General features: G+C 66.6%; 12 protein-coding genes. 11 read left to right on the top strand and 1 reads right to left on the bottom strand.

Going from position 1 to position 21,274, the window contains the following annotated elements; translation table 11 throughout:
• Positions 1–68 precede the first annotated feature (68 nt).
• From BMX07_RS23735 to BMX07_RS10165, 11 genes are all read left to right on the top strand, one after another.
• Entirely contained in the window at positions 69–359 is a 291-nt protein-coding gene (locus BMX07_RS23735; RefSeq protein ID WP_139210856.1) for a hypothetical protein, read from the top strand.
• A 91-nt stretch (positions 360–450) separates the two neighbouring features.
• A complete protein-coding gene (locus BMX07_RS10210; protein ID WP_090617445.1) occupies positions 451–1,815 on the top strand; it encodes a fibronectin type III domain-containing protein in 1,365 nt (454 codons plus the stop codon).
• A 116-nt stretch (positions 1,816–1,931) separates the two neighbouring features.
• The gene (locus BMX07_RS10205; RefSeq protein WP_090617443.1) at positions 1,932–3,449 is read left to right on the top strand and encodes a glycoside hydrolase family 5 protein; all 1,518 of its coding nucleotides are present in this window, start codon (positions 1,932–1,934) and stop codon (positions 3,447–3,449) included.
• Positions 3,450–3,524: 75 nt separating this feature from the next.
• Positions 3,525–4,256: a hypothetical protein gene (locus BMX07_RS10200; RefSeq protein WP_090617442.1), complete on the top strand. Its 732-nt coding sequence runs from the start codon at positions 3,525–3,527 to the stop codon at positions 4,254–4,256.
• A 183-nt stretch (positions 4,257–4,439) separates the two neighbouring features.
• Complete coding sequence (locus BMX07_RS10195) at positions 4,440–6,596, top strand: endo-1,4-beta-xylanase (protein ID WP_090617440.1); 2,157 nt, start codon at positions 4,440–4,442, stop codon at positions 6,594–6,596.
• 94 nt (positions 6,597–6,690) lie between these two features.
• Positions 6,691–8,418: a hypothetical protein gene (locus BMX07_RS10190; protein WP_090617438.1), complete on the top strand. Its 1,728-nt coding sequence runs from the start codon at positions 6,691–6,693 to the stop codon at positions 8,416–8,418.
• Between the two features lie 110 nt (positions 8,419–8,528).
• Positions 8,529–10,010, top strand: a complete 1,482-nt coding sequence (locus BMX07_RS10185) for a glycoside hydrolase 5 family protein (RefSeq protein ID WP_139210854.1) — start codon at positions 8,529–8,531, stop codon at positions 10,008–10,010.
• A 23-nt stretch (positions 10,011–10,033) separates the two neighbouring features.
• The gene (locus BMX07_RS10180; protein ID WP_090617434.1) at positions 10,034–11,587 is read left to right on the top strand and encodes a cellulase family glycosylhydrolase; all 1,554 of its coding nucleotides are present in this window, start codon (positions 10,034–10,036) and stop codon (positions 11,585–11,587) included.
• A gap of 37 nt (positions 11,588–11,624) precedes the next feature.
• Positions 11,625–14,135, top strand: coding sequence for a VPS10 domain-containing protein (locus BMX07_RS10175; RefSeq protein ID WP_090617433.1), 2,511 nt, complete (start codon positions 11,625–11,627; stop codon positions 14,133–14,135).
• Between the two features lie 286 nt (positions 14,136–14,421).
• A complete protein-coding gene (locus BMX07_RS10170; RefSeq protein ID WP_090617431.1) occupies positions 14,422–16,686 on the top strand; it encodes a hypothetical protein in 2,265 nt (754 codons plus the stop codon).
• Positions 16,687–17,022: 336 nt separating this feature from the next.
• The gene (locus tag BMX07_RS10165) at positions 17,023–20,034 is read left to right on the top strand and encodes a rhamnogalacturonan lyase family protein (RefSeq protein WP_245742115.1); all 3,012 of its coding nucleotides are present in this window, start codon (positions 17,023–17,025) and stop codon (positions 20,032–20,034) included.
• 97 nt (positions 20,035–20,131) lie between these two features.
• Here BMX07_RS10165 and rnz read toward each other — a convergent pair whose 3' ends face one another.
• Positions 20,132–21,058 (bottom strand): ribonuclease Z, encoded by a 927-nt coding sequence (rnz, locus tag BMX07_RS10160; protein WP_090617427.1) that lies wholly within the window; start codon positions 21,056–21,058, stop codon positions 20,132–20,134.
• Positions 21,059–21,274 lie beyond the last annotated feature (216 nt).

The raw sequence follows: 21,274 nt of genomic DNA, 5'->3' as shown, positions 1-21,274 counted from the left end.
CTCGACGCCGGCGTGCCGGCACGGCGCTGTCGTCCGTCGACGTCACCGGGTCGTGCTCGACTAACGAGTTGGCGATCAACTACCCTGCGCCGGTGGTCCTCGCGGTCTCGGAGTTCGTTGACCTGGACAATGGGGCGACGAGACGATCCAGGTCGGCGAGTACGAGCCCCAGGACCCGGACGGCGACGGGCTCTACGACGACGCCGACGGCAACGGCCGGACCACCAACACCGACGGCGATGCCCTTTCCGCCCACCTCGAGGGCGAGGGCGTCCAGACCAACCCCCGACGCGTTCGACTTCGACGGCAACGACCGCATCGGCTTCGCCGACGTGCTCGATCTGTGCCGGCGGATCTGACGATAGAGGCTAGCGGCCCCCGGAAAGCGAGCGGCCGTTTCGGAGCCGCGAGCGTGAACAGACATTCGAACGATTGCAGGCGACTATGACAATGACCCGACGCGACACACGAGAAGACCGACGAACCGAACGGACGAATTCCGAGACCGCGAGCAGCGGGGCGGCCGAGGCGCGCTCCCGCCGGTCCGTGCTCCGGGCCGGCGCCATCGGGGCGAGTGCGCTCGCGCTCGGCGGCGTCTCGACGGCCGCCGCCCAGTCGATCGAACGGGAGACGTGTGGCGACTGGGACACCTTCGAACTCGGCGACGGCCACTGGCACCTCATGAACAACAAGTGGGGAATGCCCAACTCCGAGCAGTGTATCCGGGTCTACGACGACGGACGGTACGGCTACCAGTTCAGCGCGGTCGGCGACGGGATCAACTACCCCGAGGCGTTCTGCGGCGGGCGACCGTGGGGTGCCGACACCGGAATCCCGGAGCTGCCGACCCGGCGCGGCGATATCGACGAACTCGTCCTCGAGTTCGACGTCGACGTCGACATCGGCGGCGGCGAGTGGGATCTCGCCGAGGAGTGGTGGCTCCTGGACGGGGAGCGGGACTCGGAGAATCCGCCGATCACCCACGAGATCATGCTGGTGCTCGACTGGGGCGGCGGCCACGACCACTACATGGAGGAAGAAGACGTCCTGACCGACCAGTTTGGCAATCAGATCGACCACTGGGCGGACTACGACCGGGAGTGGACGTTCCACATCTTTCGGATCGCCGGCGGCGCGTCGACGGGGCAGGTCGATCTCGCGGCGATTGGCGACTACCTGACCGACGAGCACGGCGTCAGCGAGGACCTGACGCTCACCGGCGTCGAGGTCGGCAACGAGTACTGGGCGGGGGCCAGCGGTGAGGTGACGTACACCTCCCTCGACCTCACGGTCGACGGCACGACCTACGAAAGCGGCCTCGAGAGCGACGCCGGACCGACCCCGCCCGCGTCGCCCGACGACGTGTGGACGAACGAGGTCACGGCGACGACGATCGAACTCGGCTGGACGAGCGTCGACGCGGCCACGACGTACGACGTCACCCTCGACGGCGACCGGAGGACGACCACGTCCGAACCGACGGCCACGATCGCGAACCTGACGCCCGGAACGACCTACGAGGTCGGCGTCGCGGCCGGGAACGACGGCGGCTGGTCGCCGGTCGTCGAGACGACGGTGACGACCGACGACGCGACGGAAACGATTCAGATCGGCGAGCACGAGGCGCGAGACCCCGACGGTGACGGGCTGTACGACGACGTCGATGGCGACGGCCAGACGACCCACGCCGACGTGAACGCCTTCTACGAGCATCTCGAGGCCGACGGCGTGCAGGAAAACCCCGACGCGTTCGACTTCGACGGGAACGGCCGCGTCGGCTTCGCGGACGTCCTCGACCTCCTCCGGCGGGTGTAAGCCGACGGTGGCGGACGACGAGCGCCGTCTCGACGACGGTCGGTCGGATCGGTATCGGCCGGCTTTACTACAGGAGTAAGTAAAATATATTTACTTGGAAATTAGTTATACTAAACATGGTTAGAAAGGATAATTTCAGTGAGAAGCGACGAACGGCACGGACGAACGCGGGATCGCTCCGGCCGACGCGACGGACGTTCGTGAAAGCGGCCGGCGTCGGGACGGCCGGCCTCGCACTCGGCGGACTGGCCGGGTCGGCAGCAGCGGTCGACAACCCGACGCCGCGGCTCCACACCGACGGGAAGTGGATCGTCACGGAGGACGGCGAGCGGGTGAAACTCCGCGGGCTCTCACCGGCGTCGCTGGATTACATGCAGGAGGGGTACTACCCGAGGACTCAGCGGGAGGTCCTCGAGCACGCGACGGACGGGGAACAGTGGTATCCGAACACCGTCAGGCTGCCGATCGTCGAGAACGCGGTCCACGAGCAGGGACCGGCGTACGTCGTCGACGAACTCCTGCGGCCGGCTGTCGACCTGCTCGCCGATCGGGGCGTCTACGCGATGATCGACTTCCACCTCATTCGACCGTACGTAGACGTGTTGAATCAGGCCGAGGAGATGGTCGAGGACGGGTGGGCGGACAGCCTCGACGGTCTCGGGTTCGATCCCTGGGTCGGCACCGACGAGCTGCTGCGGGAGTTCTGGGGCGCGGTCGCACCCGCGTTCGCCGACGACGAGAACGTCCTCTTCGAACTGTACAACGAACCGACGCTCCCGGTTGCGTGGTCGGAATACGGGGAGTACGGCCCGGAGGTCGGAACCAAGGAAGACGAGTGGATGCTGTGGCGCGACACCGCCCAGTCCTGGGTCGACCTGATTCGCGAGGAGGCCCCCGAAACGCCGATCGTCATCGGCTCTCCCGACTGGACCTCGCGGACCAAGTTCGCCGCCGAGTACCCCTTCGACGGGGAGAACCTGATCTACGCCGGCCACATCTACCCGGACAACGGGCTCCCGTACGACACGCTCGAGCGCGGGGAGGGAGACGACGCGTACGAGGTCGGCCCGTTCGATCCGGAGTACGGCGCGCCGGCCGAGGACGTTCCCGTCGTCTGCACCGAGTTCGGCTGGGACCCCGCCGAGGAGTTCCGGGAGAGCGTCGAATTCGGAACGACGAGCGAGTGGGGCGAACCCGTCCGCGAGTGGATGGAATCCTACGAGAACATGGGCTGGATCGCGTGGTGTTTCGACGATACCTGGGCGCCGACGTTCTTCGACTCGCCGGGCGACGGCGCGGGGGAGCCGTGGGAGCTGAAAGACGACCCCGAACAGATGGGGTGGTTCGTCCGGCAGTGGCTCGAGGAGACGAAAGACGACATGATCGTCGGCGAAGACGGCGACGAAAACGGGTCCGACTGGATCGGGATCGGCGACTACGAAGCACGGGATACGACCGGCGACGGGCTGTACAACGACGTCGACGGCGACGGCCAGACCACCCACGCCGACGTCGATGCCTTCTACGAGCACCTCGAGTCCGACGGCGTGCAGAACAACCCCGACGCGTTCGACTTCGACGAGAACGGCCGCGTCGGCTTCGCGGACGTCCTCGACCTACTCCGGCGAATCTGACTGCAGCCGACAGTCATATTGATTTGCTATAAGTAACCACTATTTTTATCACTCACTATGTTTATTGTTACCAATATGGCATCCAGAATCGAGAGCGCCACGAACCGATCCGCGGGGCGGGTCGATTCGACCGCGACCGCCGCTGCAGATGACGCCGACACCCTTGTCCTCGAGGACTTCTCCGACTGGCCGGGCGAGAACCGCCTCGGCGAGTACTCGAGCGCGGGGGCCCTCGAGAACGGGGACGGGACCGGCGAGCGCGTCGGCGACGCGCTGCGACTCGCGTTCGACGACGACGGGTGGTTCCTCAGCAACGTCCGGACCGACCTCTCGGGGTACAGCCACCTCGAACTCGACGTTCGCGGCGACGACGGCGGCGAGGAGAGCGAGGTCTACGTCGAGATCGACGATGTCGAAGCTCCGCTGGGGGCGCTCACGGACGAGACAATCGACACGGCGTTCGCGACGGTCCGAATCGATCTCTCGGCCGTCGGCGTCGATCCGTCGTCGATCCAGGACGTGTGGCTGACCTTCTGGGACGCCGGCAGCGGTGCGATCGAGATCGAGGAGATCAGGTTCGTTCAGCGAGACGTGATCCCGGTCGGCGAGTACGAGGCGCGTGATCCGGACGGCGACGGGCTGTACAACGACGTCGACGGCGACGGCGAAACGACCCACGCCGACGTCGACGCCTTCTACGAGCACCTCGAGGCCGACGGCGTGCAGGACGACCCCGACGCGTTCGACTTCGACGGCAACGACCGCATCGGCTTCGCCGACGTCCTCAGGCTTCTCCGGGAGATCTGAGGCCGCATTCGACGGGGTCAGAGTGCGTTCGCACCGCTGTGACCTCGCGTCCGGTACAGCCGGACCGACACCGTGAGTATCGCCGCAATTGAACGCCGTCCAGCACTAAAAAAATAATTCATCTGTTAGTAAATTATTTATCCCTCGGACTTGTTGTATGGTACCAAGCCAAAATTTAATCGTATGATCGACGAACCAACGGAAAACGACAGCGAGAGCGTGGACGCACCAGGACGAACCATCGGCCGTCGACCAGTTTTGGGATCGCTCGCGGCGCTCGGAGCGGGACACGCCGTCGCGTCGGCGACGGCCCAATCGTGGTCTGGCGTCGACGATCCGTACTACGCGACCCTCGCCGACGAGCTGGCAGCACACGGCCTCCCGCAGGGGGAGTTTTGCTACGGCAGCGGCGAAGCCGAAGCGATGGCCGCCTACGACGTCATCGGGGACGTCGAGGCGGCGGAGATTCAGGCACCGGCAGATCTCCCGTTCAACGAGGCGATGCGCCTCGAGGTCGGGGCGGATGTCTCCAACCCGTGGGACGCGATACTGAACGGGACGGTCGAGGACCGCGGCGTGGCCGCGGGCGACGTCCTGCTGGGCGTGGTGTACCTCCGGGAGGGCCCGGCGAGCGACACCGACGGACTCGTTCAGTACACCGCCAAGGACGGGGACAACCTCGAGACCAACGAAGTGGTCAACGCCGCGACCCCCTCGCTCCCCCGCGAGTGGCGACGATTCTACTTCCAGATCGAGTTCGACTACGCGAGCGATCCCGGCGACTGGTGGACGGAACTCTTCCTGGGGTACGGGTCACAGACGGTCGACGTCGGCGGGCTGGCCCTGATTCACTTCGGGCAATCGGTCGAGACCGACGCCCTTCCCGGCTCCGGCGTCGAATTCGGCTACGAGGGGCGTACCGAGGGCGCCGCCTGGCGGGAGGCTGCCCGCGAACGAATCGACGAGATTCGCCGGGCGCCGCTGACGGTCACAGTCACCGACGAGGACGGCGATCCGATTCCCGACGCCGACGTGGCGGTAGAGATGCGGGACCACGAGTTCGGCTTCGGAAGCGCCATCGCCGTCGACGAACTGACCGCGAACGAACGGTACCAGGACGTTTTCCTCGAGAACTTCAACGAGGCGGTCACGGAGAACGGCCTCAAGCGGGGCGCGTGGGAGGGCGAGTTCGGCTCGAGTCTCGGCCCCGAGAACACCGAGGCCGCGATCGACTGGCTCAATCGGCACGACGTCCCGACTCGAGGGCATACGCTCCTGTGGGGGACGTACGACGCGATGGGCGTCGACGACACCCGGCCCGAGTCGGAGATCGTCGCGGCGATCGAGGAGACGATTCGCGAGCGCGCGGCGGCGATGGAGGGTCGACTGTTGGAGTGGGACATGCACAATCATCCGGTGATGTTCTCCGAGATCACCGACGATCTCGGGCGGGAGTCCGTCGTCGACTGGTGGTCAGCGGCGACCGACGAGGACCCCACCGCGCCCATGTGGGTCAACGAAGGACGGGTCATCTCGGCGCGCAACGGCAATCGCGATCCGTACCGCGAGTACATCGAGTGGCTCGACGGCACCGCGGTCGACGTCGACGGCATCGGGTTCATGGGCCACTTCGACGTGGACTATCTGCGTCCGCCCGCGGAACTCCTCGAGATCTTCGACGAGTTCGCTGCGTTCGACGTCCCCCTGAAGATCACCGAACTCGACATCACCCTCAAGGACCCGAACGACGAGGACCAGATCGCGGTGCGGCGCGACTACATGCGCGACCTCCTCATCGCAGCGTACAGTCACGAGGCCCTCGAGAGCGTCCTCCACTGGGGATTCTGGGCGAACCGGCACTGGCGACCGGCGGCCGCGCTGTACGACGAAGACTGGGTGCTCCGCGCGCACGGTGAGGCGTATCGGGAACTCGTCTTCGAGGAGTGGTGGACCGAGGAATCGGGAACGACCGACGCCGACGGGACGTACGCGACCGAGCCGTATCTCGGCGACCACGAGGTGACGGTGACGGTCGGCGAATCGGAAACGACCGAGACGGTCTCCCTCACAGATCCCGACGACGCCGTCGACCTGACGGTCGAAATCGGCGACCCGGCCAGCGATACGATCCAGGTCGGCGAGTACGAGGCGCGTGATCCGGACGGCGACGCCCTGTACGACGACGTCGACGGCGACGGCGAAACGACCCACGCCGACGTCGATGCCTTCTACGAGCACCTCGATTCCGAGGGCGTCCAGGACAACCCCGACGCGTTCGACTTCGACGGCAACGACCGCATCGGCTTCGCGGACGTCCTCGACCTGCTCCGGCGAATCTGAACCGGCTCGTTATATCTAATGAATTATGTGTTACTGGTAAAAACCTACTTAATGCTAATAAAATTACTTATATTTATGGGGTAATAAACGGTATATGGTCGAACGGAGAACGGTACTCGAAAGCGGTATCGCCGTCGCGACAGCGACCCTGGGCGGACTGCATGCCAGTGTGGAGGCGTCGTCCGGGTCGGGAGCGGTCACCGGCGATGCGGGCGACGGCCTCGTCGTCAACGACTTCGAGACCGCGACCTACCCCGGCGCGAACGAACTCGAGGAATGGTCGAATCACGTCGCGTTCGAGGACGACGCGCTCACCGACGGCGCGCTTCGATTGGAGTACGACGACGGTGGGTTCTTTGCGAGTACCCTCCTCGCGGACTTCTCGGGGTACGACCGCTTCGAAATGGTCGTTCGCGGCGACGACGGCGGCGAGGAGGCCGATATCGATCTGCGGATCGGCGACGTCCGCGATCGACTCTCGAACCTGACCGACGACTCGATCGAGACGACGTTCTCGACCGTGACCGTCGACCTGGCGGACGCGAACGTCGACCGGTCGGCGGTCCGCCAGCTCCGGTTCGACTTCTGGCACGGCGCCAGCGGAGCCGTGGAGATCGGGGAGCTCGCGTTCGTCGGCGACGGCGACGGCGGATCGGAGATCACCGGCGACACCACGCTCGCCGAGTTCTATCCGGATTACGTGGCCGAAGACGTTCCCGCGTCCTGGCTGTCGTACCTCCCCGACAGCGTCGACGAGGACCCCCACGGGAGCCACGATCAGGTCAACTGGCCGGACGGCGAGAAGGCCGACGCCTTCGACGTCGACCTCGAGGCGATCCAGGAGACGGTCGAGGACGGAACCCTGACGTTCGACGAGATGGGGACACAGGCGCTCGAGCACGTCCGAACGTACGAGGCCGAAGGGTTCCCGCGGCAGGCCAGCGCGAAGCTGCTGCCTCGGCTCTCCCTGCTCCCCGACGAGACCGAGGACCTGACCTACCACAACGAGCCGATGGCGTTCTGGGACGAGACGGCCGGCCCGGTCGCGGCGACGAACGATCCCGACCAGTTGATTCAGGACCCGTGGCCGCCGGACGCTCGCGACTACCGCCCCGAAGGCGTGCGGCTCCGCGACCGGGCCCACGACCAGCCAGACCACGAATCCGATCCCGACGACGAGTGGTACCGGCCCGACGTCGAGTGGACGCGGGCGGACCGGCTCCCCGACGACCGGTACCACGACGACGACAACCCGATCCACGACCTCGCCGACGGAATCCACCCGGCGACGGGCGACCCGCTCGGCGGTGACGGCTTCACCGCCAACGCGCCGATGGAGGTCGAGGCGAAGATCCACGAGGAGAACGCCGGGTTCTGGTACCAGGTGTTGCAGTTCAGGAACACGAGCTCGGTCCCGTACTTCCTCAATGCGGCCGTCATCATGTGGATCGGCCCGTCGGGCGCGAACGGCAACCTCCGGGCCGGCCACTACAACAACGAACAGCGACCGCATCCGGGCTACGGCCATCCCCAGCGGGACATCATCGAGGTCGTCCACGACGAGGACCGCAAGCTGTCGGCCTACGCCGTCCGCCTCGCGTTCCACGACGAGCCGTACAACATGCGCACGGCGTACCCGGACCAGTACTGGGCCCTCGAGCAGGGGATGACCCCGCCGTCGGGCCGCTTCGAGACGCCCGAGGAGCGCCAGGAGCTCGTCGACATCATGGCCGAAACCTGTCACGTCGAGGTCGAGACGGAGATGGACCGCAACATCGACCTGATGGACGCCGTCGGCCTCCGCAACCGGATGTCGAACTGAGCGGACGGCAGGCCGGACGACCCGCGGACCGTATCGATCCCGACCGGTCGCCGCTCGCGGCGTCACCGGTTGGCGAACGAACCGCGCGACGAGTGAGCGAACACGAACGCATGACTTCGAACGAACACGCCACGGACACGCACAGAATCGAGCGAACGAACCGACCGACGCGGCGCCGCTTCGTGAAAGCGATCGGTGCCGGTGCGGCGATCGCCTCGACGGGCGTCGGCGCCGCCGCCGCAGCGCCGGACCCGACAACCGACCCCGACGACCTCGCGTTCGTCGAGACCGACGGCACCGAGTTCGTCGTCGACGGCGAGCCGGTCTACTTCAACGGGGCCAACAACTTCTGGCTCACCCACGAGTACGACGGAACGAAAGCCCGAATCGACGACGTCCTCGACCTCTACGCGGACCTGGGGATCGACCTCGTGCGGTTCTGGGCCCACGGCGAGGGCAAGGAGGGGCCGCTGGCCCTCCAGCCCGAACCGGGCGAGTACAACGAGGCCGCCCTCGAGAACCTCGATTACCTGATCGAGGCGGCCAGAGAGCGCGGCATCAGGCTCATCGCGACGCTCGTGGACAACTGGGAACACGAGGGCGGGATGCTCCAGTACGCCGAGTGGGCCGGCGCGGAGTCCCGCTACGAGTTCTACACGATGGACGAGACCCGCGAGATGTACCGGAACCACGTCGAGACGATCCTCACGCGAGAAAACACGTTCAGCGGCATCGAGTGGCGCGAGGACCCGACGATCATGGTGTGGGAGCTGGCCAACGAGCCCCGCCTCGAGCAGGACGACGTCCCCGGAGAGATGGACGCCCTCCAGCCGCCGGAGCACAAGTCGGTTCTCGGCGACTGGTTCGCCGACATGTCCGCGTACGTCACGGAACTCGACGACAACCACCTCGTCTCGACGGGGTCGGAGGGCCACTACTACGGGTCTGCGAACGACGAGTATCCGGACGGCAACTGGGACGGCCAGTCCTACCTCGACCACCACGCGATCGACACGATCGACGCCTGTTCGTTCCACTTCTATCCCGACCACTGGAACCTCCCGCTTGCGGATGGGACCGACTACATCCGCCGTCGCGTCGTCGACGCCCACGAGGAACTCGGCAAACCCGCCTACCTCGGCGAGTTCAACGTCAGCGACTCCGCTCACGATCTCGAGACCCGCAACGAGTACCTGTCGGAGTGGTACGACGTCGCCGACGAGTACGACTGCAACGCCGTCCTCCCGTGGCAGGTCGTCCTCGAAGAGACCCAGGACCACGACGGGTTCCAGCTCTACGCGAGCGAATCCGGCCACCTCATCGAGGCCTACGCCGACGTTGTCGCCGAGAAGAGCGGGAATGACGCCGATCCCGAGACGATTCAGGTGGGCGACTACGAGGCCGCCGATCCGGACGGCGACGGGCTGTACGACGACGTCGACGGCGACGGGCAGACCACCCACGCCGACGTGAACGCCTTCTACGAGCACCTCGAGGCCGACGGCGTCCAGGACAACGCCGACGCCTTCGACTTCGACGGCAACGGCCGCATCGGCTTCGCGGACGTCCTCGATCTGCTCCGCCGAATCTGACTGCCCAACTGAGTGGAAATACAATGAACGAAACCGATCGATCCCCCGACGCAGACGAATCGACGCCGACCGACACCCTCTCGCGGCGCACCGTCATCAGCGCCGCCGCCGGGACCGGCGCGCTTTCCCTCGGCGCGGGCACCATCGCCGGGTCCGTCGGCGCCCAGGAAGCCAGCGAGGGAATTCCGACGCCGTGGCTGGAGGTAGACGGCAACCTCGTGAAAGATCCGCAGGGGAACACCGTCACCCTGCGGGGCGTCAACATCGCCGACCCGCGACGGATGAACGAGGACGTCAGCGGCCGCGGTAAGTCGGCGGCCCAGGCCGTCGACTACCTGACGAACGAGGCGAAGGGGTGGTACTCCCGTCTCATCCGCATCCCCTGTCAACCCTGGGACATCGCCGGCCTGCCGTCCCCGTGGTCGGCCCACCACTACGACGATGTCGACCCCGAGGGGTACGTCGACCGCGAGGACGGCGTCGGCTACTACGAACCGCCGACGATGACCCAGGCCCAACTCGAGACGTACCTCGAGGAACACCTCGATCCGGTCGTCGAATCGTGTCGCCGGAACGGGGTGTACTGTATCGTCGATTTCCACCGCCACTGGGGCGGCGGCGAACTCGAGTGGGCGGACCCCGACACGGGCGAGCCAAACCAGGGGCTCGACGACGAGGTCCGGCTGTTCTGGGAGACTGTCGCCCCTCGGTACGCCGAGGCGTCGCACGTCCTCTACGAGGTGTACAACGAGCCGACGGAGCCGGGCATGTGGGGCGATCCGACGGAGAAAGACTGGGTCGCGGATCGCTGGCAGTGGTGGAAGGACATGGCCCAGCCCTGGGTGGACATCATCCGCGAGCACGCGCCGCGAAATCTGGTCCTCATCGGGTCGCCGAGCTGGACCCAGAGCCCCGAGGGGGCGCTCGTCGAGCCGTTCGAGGGCGAGAACCTCGCGTACACGTACCACATCTACCCGAAACACGAGGCCAGCAAGCAGCAGGCGTGGGACGGGCCCGGGCCGAACGGCGACGGCACGAAGAAGATCTACGAGGAGTATCCCCTGTTCGTCACCGAGTGGGGCTGGAGTGCGAGCGATCTCGGCACCGATATCATCTCGTCCTACGCCGATCCGATGGCCGAGTGGCTGGAATCGAGCGACGCGATCCACTGGCAGGCCTGGAACTTCGACGCCGGCTGGGCGAGCGAGATCTCGGTCAGGCCGGCGTTCGACGGCGAGTGTACCGACCCGCCCTGCGAGTGGGAGGTCGTCCCCCACGAGGATTCGATGGGCAACTACGTCAAAGACCTCCTCGCCGAACACAAAGACGACGGCGTTCCCGCGGGCGAGGGCACCGGTGAGACGATTTCGATCGGCGAGTACGAGGCGCGAGATCCCGACGGTGACGGGCTCTACGACGACGTCGACGGGGACGGCCAGACGACCCACGCCGACGTCGATGCCTTCTACGAGCACCTCGAGGCTGACGGCGTCCGGGACAACCCCGATGCGTTCGACTTCGACGGCAACGGCCGCGTCGGCTTTTCCGACGTGCTCGACCTGCTCCGGCGGATCTGACGACGACCATTGACGTTACAAATCGCGGACGACAACGATGACAACCGACACGACATTCGACGGCGAGAACATCGACGAATTGCGATCGAACGACACTCCGACGGGGACGAAGCGTTCCCCGAGGCGACGCGACGTGCTCGAGGGCGTCGCCGTCGGCGCGGGCGTCCTCGGCCTCTCGCTCGGCACAACACCGACTGGCGCCCGGACGAACGGCGCGGCGGCGGCCGCCACCCAGGCGAGCTGTGAGTACCTGGGACCGGAGACCGACCCCGACACTGGCATGCCCCGCTACGGCGACTGGACGCACAGCAAGATCGGCGCCGGCGGACAGGTAGAGAACGCCTTCACTACGCCGGCAAACCCGTGTACGGTGTACGCGACGACCGACGTCGGCGGCACCTGGCGCTCCGACGACCGCGGCGAAACCTGGTACATCTTCCACCGCGGCGACGGCACCCGCGGGCTGAGCGTTCATCCCGCGGACGAGGATATCGTCGTCCACGCGAAATCCGACGGCGTCTGGCGGACGGAAGACGGCGGCGACTCGTGGTCGCACGTCCTCGAGACGAGTTTCAAGCCCAACGGGACCTACCGGTGGGCGGGCGAAACGATCGCCCGCAAACCGGACGACGACGACGTCTTGATGACGGCACCGCACAACGACACCGTTTACCGGTCCACCGACGGCGGCCGGACGTGGTCTGCCACCGACACGCCGTCGAACGTCCACGGGACGGACGTCAAGTGGGACCCGACGAACCCGGACACCGCCTACCTGTGTGCCCGTCCCGACGGCGACGACACGACGGGCGGATTCTGGAAGAGCACCGACGGCGGCGAGTCCTGGACGCGTCTTCACTACGGCCCCGAGGGCCCGATCGAGTTCCACCCCGACCCCGAGACCGACGCCCTCTACGGGTTCTACGAACACGGACCCTACGTCAAACGGTCGACGGACGGCGGCGAGTCGTGGTCCGCCTTCGACGACGGCCTCCCGGATGCCCAGTTCAAGGTCTCGGGCGTCAACGACGGTGAGATCTACGCGCTGACCGGCAAGGCGTCGGACGTGGCGTACGACATCTTCACGCTTCCCGCAGGCGGCAGTTCCTGGTCCCGTCACTCGAAGATCACGGGCGACGACCTGGACACGTCGGGCTGGTTCTGGGAAGACTTCGGACCCTACAACGCACAGGGTATCGCGTTCAACCGAGAGGACCCGGACGAGTGGTACATCGCCGGCACCTACGCACTCTACAAGACCGAGGACGGCGGCCAGACGGCGAGATACTCCTCGCACGGCCTCGAGGAGATGGTCCCGTTCGATGTGAAATCGGATCCGCGAAACGACCGTCTCTATGCCGGGTTCGCCGACTCTGGGTTCGTCCGCCTGCGCGACCACGGGAAACAGTGGGATGTCCACAACGAAGTGAGCTTCCACGCGGTCACCCACCACGACTACGCGGACACGAACCCGGACTACCTCGTCTGTACGACGGCGCTGTACTCGGGCGGCTCGCGGTCGGGGACCATCTTCATCAGCGAGGACGCCGGCGAGACCTGGCGACAGAGCGAACTGAACGGCCTCGAGCACGTCGTTCCCGACGACGCGCCCTCCTGGGCGCCGACGCAGCTACAGGCGCCCGCCGGCGTCAGCATCGATCCGACCGATTCGGAGCACGTCGTCGTGGCGATCGGCGACGACGTCGCCTACCGGTCGAGAGACGGCGGCGAGTCGTGGTCGAAGATTGGCGGCCCCGATCCCGCGATCGGACCGAGTCACTTCGCGCGGAACTTCTGGGTCGGCCGGAACCAGCTCGCGCTCTCCGGCGACGGATCGATGGTGACAGCGACGAACTATGTCGAGGGCGAATCACCCCATTACTTCGATCCGGAGACCGAGACGTGGAACGAGATCGACGAACTGGCCGACACCGCGGGCGTGGCCTGGCACGTCACCGCCGATCCAAACACAGAGGGTCGATTCCTCCTCACCGTCGCACTGCCGTTCTCGAGCACTGAGGACTGGAGCGGCGCCCTCTGGGAGAGCACGGACGGCGGCAAAAGCTGGTCGAAGATCTACGACCGTCCCTGCGCGGCCGCGACGTTCGATCCGAACGATCCCGACCGGGTCGCCGCGTTCCCGGCCAGGGAGGTGCCGATCGTCAGCACCGACGGCGGTGACACCTGGACGAAACTCGATTCCGCGCTCCCGGCGGCCCGACAGGAGGGGAACCACAAGACGCTCGCGTTCTCCGGATCGAATCTGGTCGTCGGCGTCGGCGGCATCAGCATCCTCTGGATCGACCTCGACGGCACCGGCGACGGTGAGGAGACGATACAGGTCGGCGAGTACGAGGCTCGTGATCCGGACGGTGACGGGCTCTACGACGACGTCGACGGTGACGGCCAGACCACCCACGCCGACGTCGACGCCTTCTACGAGCACCTCGAGTCCGACGGCGTGCAGCAAAACGCCGAGAGGTTCGACTTCGACGACAACGGCCGCGTCGGCTTTTCCGACGTGCTCGATCTACTTCGGCGGATCTGACCGGACGGTCACGGGCTGATTCCTCCGGTCGATCGTCGCTCCGGCGGAGGATCCGTCGCTTTCGAGAGTCGGGAACCGAACCGAGGGACGCTCAGTTGTCGGAGCGTAGACGCGCAACCGCTATCGACGCAGTGACTCTGGCGAACGGCGCCATCCGCCGGTGCCGTCGGTCGCTCCCTTTCGCCTCCGATCTCCGGCGCGCAACCAATATTTTCATACTGATTATAATAAAATTTAATATCTGTAGAGTACTGTTACGAACAGGACGATGCGAGCGTGAACGACGATGCGACAGGACACACGAACACCCGAGGCGGACGAATCGCTGTTGACTGGAGCCCGTTCGAGCCGGAGCCCGCTCGAGGATCTCGCGGAGTCCGGCGCGCTCTCGCACGGGGAGCCTGCTGCTCCAGAAGACGCCATCGCGGGGGGATCGACTGACGGACGGACTACCGGTGGATCGGATGGAGCGTCTTCCGGCTGGGTCGGCCGACGCGACTTCGTGAAGACGGTGACGACGGCCGCTCTGGGAACGGGGCTGGCGGCGAGCGGACTCGAACGTGGCCGGGCAGCGCCCGACGAACTCCCGATCGGTCAGCACATGCACCGGGGCCATCAGGACGTCATCTTCCTGGGTATCTACTTCGAGGACAACGCACCTCCCGGACCGATCGAAGCGTACGAAACGGCGATGTTCGACCCGGACGCCGACCTCGGGTACGACGATTACACGGTGCAGGAGTACTTCGATATCGTCAGCGACGGGCGCTTCTCGATCGGTCCGGGACCGGCGGGGCTCGTCGGCTGGTATCAGACGTCACAGCCCTCGGACGATTTCAACCTGGGCGACGCGGTCAGGGAGGCGCTCGACGCCGCGATCGCAGATGGCTTCGATATCACGGCCTACGATCAGGAGAATCCGACGCAAATCGTCGCGCTCACGTTCATGGGCGGCGGCGGTGGCGGCGTCGCCTGGGTGGGAAACACGATAGAACGACAGGGCGTACTGATCAGGGGGTTCTGTCAGGCACCGGCGAGAGCCTCGGCGGCCGAACAGGACATCAACTACACCTGTCACGAGTACCTCCATCTGCACGGACTCACGGACTTCTATCAGGCACCCGGAACCGGCAACATGGGGATCATGGGCGCGGGGCCGCTCGTGAACATGATCCCGTGGTCGAAGGTCAACGTCGACCTCGATCAGACGCCGGGCCCGACGGGCTGGGACGAGACGACGGCAATCCACCCGACGGACCAGGCGGGGATCCTTCCGCCCCAGTCAATCGAGAACCAGTTCTACACCGTCGTCGGCGAGTCGAACCCGGCCGGAGACGACCCGGACTTTCACAAACACTACTACCTCGCGTACGCCGACGGAACCGGCGTCGACGCGCCGCTCGACCGGTCACAGCGGGGACTGGTCGTCTGGCACCACTATCAGTCCATGGGTGTCGAGTGGGGCGCGGAGAACCTCCAGTTCGACACCCCGCCGGCCAACGGGAGTACGTTCCAGGCGACCAACTCGGCGCTCGACGCGTCGCTGATCGACACCGACATCGTGCTGGACACCGTCTCGACGGACTACGGGACGTTGCAGTTCAACGACCCGCCACATCGATCGGCTTCGGCCGGCAGCACCTCAGTCTACGCGGTCGACGTAGACACGACTCACCCCGACTGGATGCCGGACCTCTCCCACCGCGAGAGCCAGAACCACGGCGACGTCATCTACACGGACGACGTGCTCGATGCACGCGTCTCCTGGGCGGACGACGGGGACGACGTCACGCTGCGACTGTTCGATCCCGCGGGCGCTGAACACGCCGTTTCGGACGACTTCGCGACGAGTTTCGCCGTCGTACGCTCGGACGCCCTCACCGGACAGGCCACGTTCGACGGCGGTTGGAAGCTCGTCGAGGAGACGTCGGGGAGCGACACGGTCGAGTACTTCCGGGCGACGAACTACCCGACCTACGAGCTGGCCACGTCGGCCGCGGTCGACGGCGCGAGCCTCGACGACGGCGAACTAACCCTCACCGTTTCGCTCTCGTTCGGCGACGGTGACGCGTACGCGTACGGTGACTTCGGAGCGCCCACGACCGGACAGTTCGAGGTCGAGTTCGACGGATCGCTCCTCGACGATGGCGACGTCTCCGTAACCGAGGTGACCCAGTCGACGTACGAACTCACCGCCCAGGTCGGCCCGGCGACCGACGGCGACCACTCCGTAGCGGTCACGTTCGTCGACGAGAAGGTCGGCGTCACGAATCGTACGGCCGCCGGCACGACGACAGTGGCCGGTTCCGGGGGCCCACCGAACGACGGGCCGCCGCCGATCGGCGACAACGACGGCCGTCCCACGGATTCAGACGGCGATGGGCTGTACGACGACGTCGACGGCGACGGCCAGCTCACCCACGCCGACGTCGACGCCTTCTACGACCACCTCGAGGCCGATGGCGTGCAGGACAACCCCGACGTGTTCGACTTCGACGGCAACGGCCGCATCGGCTTCGCCGACGTGCTCGATCTGCTCCGACGGATCTGACCGGACGGGCGAGGCTGATTCGGCCAGTCGGCCACCGCCGGCACCGGCACCGGCACCGCCGACGACTTCCACGGCGTCGCTCGCGCCTCCATTCGATATTTCACCATTAAATTAAATAGTTAAATTTATAATATTCAAGCTGTTAAATAATGGCATGGAACGGAGAGTCTACCGATGACCGAGGAGAGAGACGAACGCGACGAGGCGATCGGAACCCCATCGCGGGGGCGAGGCATGCACCGACGGATGTTCCTTGGCGGATTGGCATCGAGCGCCGTCGTCGCCGCGGCAGGTCCGCAGGCCAAGGCGGCACCCGGTGACGGGTTGACTCGCCAGATGGAAGCGCTCGACCGGGGATTGGTCGCCGTCGCCGTCGATGACGGTGTTCTCGTCCGCTGGCGGCTGTTCGGGACCGATCCCGACGACGTCGCTTTCAACCTCTATCGAGATGGAACGCGGGCGAACGACTCTCCGATCACGGACGGGACGAACTACGTCGATCCGGACGGGACGACCGATTCGACGTACACGATCCGCCCGGTGGTCGACGGCACCGAACGGGAGGAATCGAAGTCGGTCGGCGTCTGGGAGGACAATTACCTGGACATCCCGCTGGACAGGCCCGGTGACAACTATCACCCGAACGACGCGAGCGTCGGCGACCTGACGGGCGACGGCAGCTACGATATCGTCGTGAAGTGGTCGCCGGACAACGCGAAGGACAACTCGCAGAGCGGACGGACGGACCCACACATCTTCGACGCGTACACGCTCGAGGGCGAGCCGCTCTGGCGCATCGATCTGGGGATCAACGTCCGGGCGGGCGCACACTACGCACCGTTTCTCGTCTACGACTTCGACGGGGACGGCATCGCGGAGTTCGTCGTCCGAACGGCCGACGGCACCGTCGACGCCGCCGGGAACGTCATCGGCGACCCGGACGCCGACTGGCGGAACGACGACGGATACGTTCTGGACGGACCGGAGTATCTCACGGTCTTCGACGGAACGACCGGCGAGGAACTGGTGACGACCGACTTCCGGCCTGCCCGGGGTGACCCCTGCCAGTGGGGTGACTGCTACGGAAACCGCGTGGATCGCTTCCTCGCGGGCGTGGCGTACCTCGACGGCGAGCGACCGAGCATCGTCGTAGGCCGCGGCTACTACGAGAAAACGATGGTCACCGCCTACGACTACCGCGACGGCGACCTCACCGAGCGGTGGACCTTCGACAGCGACGAGCCGGGCAACGGCGACTACGCCGGACAGGGCAACCACCAGCTCGGCATCGCCGATCTCGACGGCGACGGCCGCGACGAGATCGTCTACGGCGCGATGGCCCTGGATCACGACGGCACGGGCCTGCACACGACCGGGTGGCACCACGGCGACGCCCTCCACTGCGGGGACTTCCTGCCCGACCGCGACGGCCTCGAGATATTCCAGCCCCACGAGTCGGGGCCCCACGGCGCGACGATGCGGGACGGCGAGACCGGCGAGCCGCTCTGGACCGTCGACGCTGCGGGCGACGTCGGCCGCGGCGTCGCCGCCAACATCGATCCGAACCATCGGGGCGTCGAGGCCTGGGCGTCCAACGGCGTCGGCCTCCGCACCACCGGCGGCGAGCGGATCGGCGATGCCCCCTGGTCGATCAACCACCTCGCGTGGTGGACGGGCGACTTACAGCGCGAACTGGTGGACGACTGGGACGGCCCCACGCTCCACAAGTGGGACCCCGACAGCCGGTCGACCACCGAACTCGAGGCGTTTCCGGGAACGCGCTCGAACAACGGGACGAAGGGGAACCCGTGTCTGACCGCCGACATCCTCGGCGACTGGCGCGAGGAGGTGATCTGGCGGCGCGACGACGACGAGGCTCTCCGGCTGTTCGTGACGCCGTACGAGACCGACCATCGGCTGTACACGCTGATGCACGACTCGCAGTACCGGACGGCGATCGCCTGGCAGAACGTCGGATACAACCAGCCACCCCACCCGAGTTTCTACATCGGCTCGAGCATGGACGAACCGCCGACACCGGACATCGAACCGGTCGGTCCCGACGGACCGGTCGACGACCCGACCGATATCATCGGCCTGCCGGACGCCGCGAACGTGCCGGCCGACACGTACCGGCTCGTCAACGCCAACTCCGGCCACGTCCTCGAAGTCGCCGGCGGCGACGAATCGGATGGAACCACCGTCCAACAGGGCGCGGACGAGGACGCGACGCACCAGCGATGGGACCTTCGCTACGTCGGCGAGGGCGCGTACGAGATCGTCGCCGCCAGTTCGGGGAAGGCACTGGAAGTCGCGGAGGCGTCGACCGACAACGGCGCGAACGTCCGGCAGTGGACGGTGAACGGGAACGACAACCAACGGTGGGTCCTCGATCCGCTCGACGACGGCGCGTATCGCCTCGTCGCCAGCCACTCCGGCCTCGTCCTCGGCGTGGCCGGCGGCAGCGTCGCCGACGGAGCAAACGCCGTGCAGTGGGAATGGAACGAGAGCGACGATCAGCGCTGGCGACTCGAACCGGTCGCCCCGCGGACCGGGGGTTCCGGCCCGTACACGGTCGAGGGTGCCGGCGCGGACATCTGGGGGTCCGCCGACGCGTTCCACTACTATTCGACGAGCGTGACCGGTGATTTCGATCTCTCCGTCAGGGTCGACGACGTCGAGAACACGGACGAATACGCGAAAGCCGGCCTCATGATCCGCGGCTCGATGGACGCCGGCGCGAAAAACGCGATGATTCGGCGGACGCCGTCGGCGACGTCGGTACAGTGGCGACCGACAGCCGGCGGCGAAACGGTGAGCCTGACCTCGGGTGCCGCGGGCGAAAGCGAGGTCGCCGGCGGGACGACCGACCACGCCTGGCAACGGCTCGTCCGCTCGGGCAACACGGTTCGGGCATACACGTCCGCCGACGGCGAGCGCTGGCAGCTTCTGGCCGAGTTCCCGCTGTCGTTCTCGAGCAGCGTTCGGGTCGGACTGGCCGTCACCAGCCACGCGAGCGGAACCCGCTGTGTGGCCACCTTCGACGAGCTGGTCGGTATCGACCCGTCCCGTAGCGACGACGTTGGAGCCGTCGATGTCCCGGGAACCGCGTCGGGCGCGGACGGCAAGCGGCCACCAGCGATCGACGGCGAGCGGCCGACAGATCCCGACGGTGACGGGCTCTACGACGACGTCGACGGCGACGGCCAGACGACCCACGCCGACGTCGACGCCTTCTACGACCACCTCGAGACCGACGGCGTGCAGGACAACCCCGATGCGTTCGATTTCGACGAAAATGGTCGGATCGGGTTCACGGACGTCCTCGAGCTGCTCCGGCAGATCTGAATCGATCGGTAGTACTGCCGAGCACGCAACGCGACGGCCGCGTTTCGGGGCGACGGTTGCAGTCGAACCGGGGCCGAGACCGAGTCGCGAACGCCGATCAGCCGTCCGGGTACGGAATCTCGAGTTCTTGGCCGTCGTCGGGAACGAACGTCTCGCCGTCGAACACGTCCGCGGCCTCTTCCTCGTGTGCCGCGGTGTGTCCGGCGTAGCGCGAGGAGAGATGCATCAGCGCGAGTCGGTCCGCGCCGGCCCGGTTCGCGATCTCGGCGGCCTGGCGGGCCGTCGAATGGGCGGTGTCGGCGGCGCGCTCGGCGCGGTCGTCGGCGAACGTCGCGTCGTGAATCAGCAGGTCGGGGTCCTCGGCGGCCTCGATCGTCGCCTCCGCGGGGCGCGTGTCACCGGTGTAGACGATCGTCCGGCCTGGTCGGGGTTCGCCGACGACCTGCTCAGGATCGACGACGGTGCCGTCCTCGAGTTCGACGGACTCGCCCTCGTGGAGCCGCGAGAACTTCGGCCCGACGGGGACGCCGAGTTCCTCCGCCCGCTCGCGGTCGAACCGTCCCTTGCGGTCGTCCTCGACGAGTGCGTAGCCGACCGAACGGGTGTCGTGGTCGGTCGCGAACGCGCGGACTTCGTAGTCGTCGGCGCGGTAGGCGACGGTTCCGTCGCCGACCTCGTTGATTCGCACGGGAAACGACGGTCGGTTTCCGAGGGCGTTCACCAGTCCCTTCAGCTGGCGGCGCGTATCGTGGGGGGCGTGGATCGTCAGCGGCTCCGCGCGGTCGTTGAAGGCCATCGTCTGGAGTAGGCCCGGAATTCCGAAGACGTGGTCGCCGTGGAGGTGCGTGACGAACAGCTGCGAGACGGAAAAGCCCGTCCCGAACCGCATCATCTGCCGCTGGGTTCCCTCGCCGGCGTCGAACAGCAGTCCCTCGCCGTCGCGTGCGACGAAGATGCTGCTCGGATTCCGCTCCGTCGTCGGAATCGCCCCGGCCGTCCCCAGAAACGTCACGCGCAGTGGCATCGATGAAGCCTCCGCGGGCCGCGACTAAACCGGCTTCGAATCGCTCGAGGTCGGTGTGACGGGCTCGGTCCCGGACCCAGCGCGTGGGAATCGTCGCGACTGCCGTCCAGTGCCGGTCGCCGCGGCGTCTCGAGCGGCCCGTTCCCCACAGCGAAATCGAGGGCGGGAACACCACCGATCCCCGTCGCAGGCGTCGTTCAGTTCGACCCACCGTCC

The organism is Natrinema salaciae (assembly GCF_900110865.1).
Classification (GTDB): Archaea; Halobacteriota; Halobacteria; order Halobacteriales; family Natrialbaceae; genus Natrinema; species Natrinema salaciae.
This window is presented reverse-complemented; position numbering and strand designations above follow the sequence as displayed.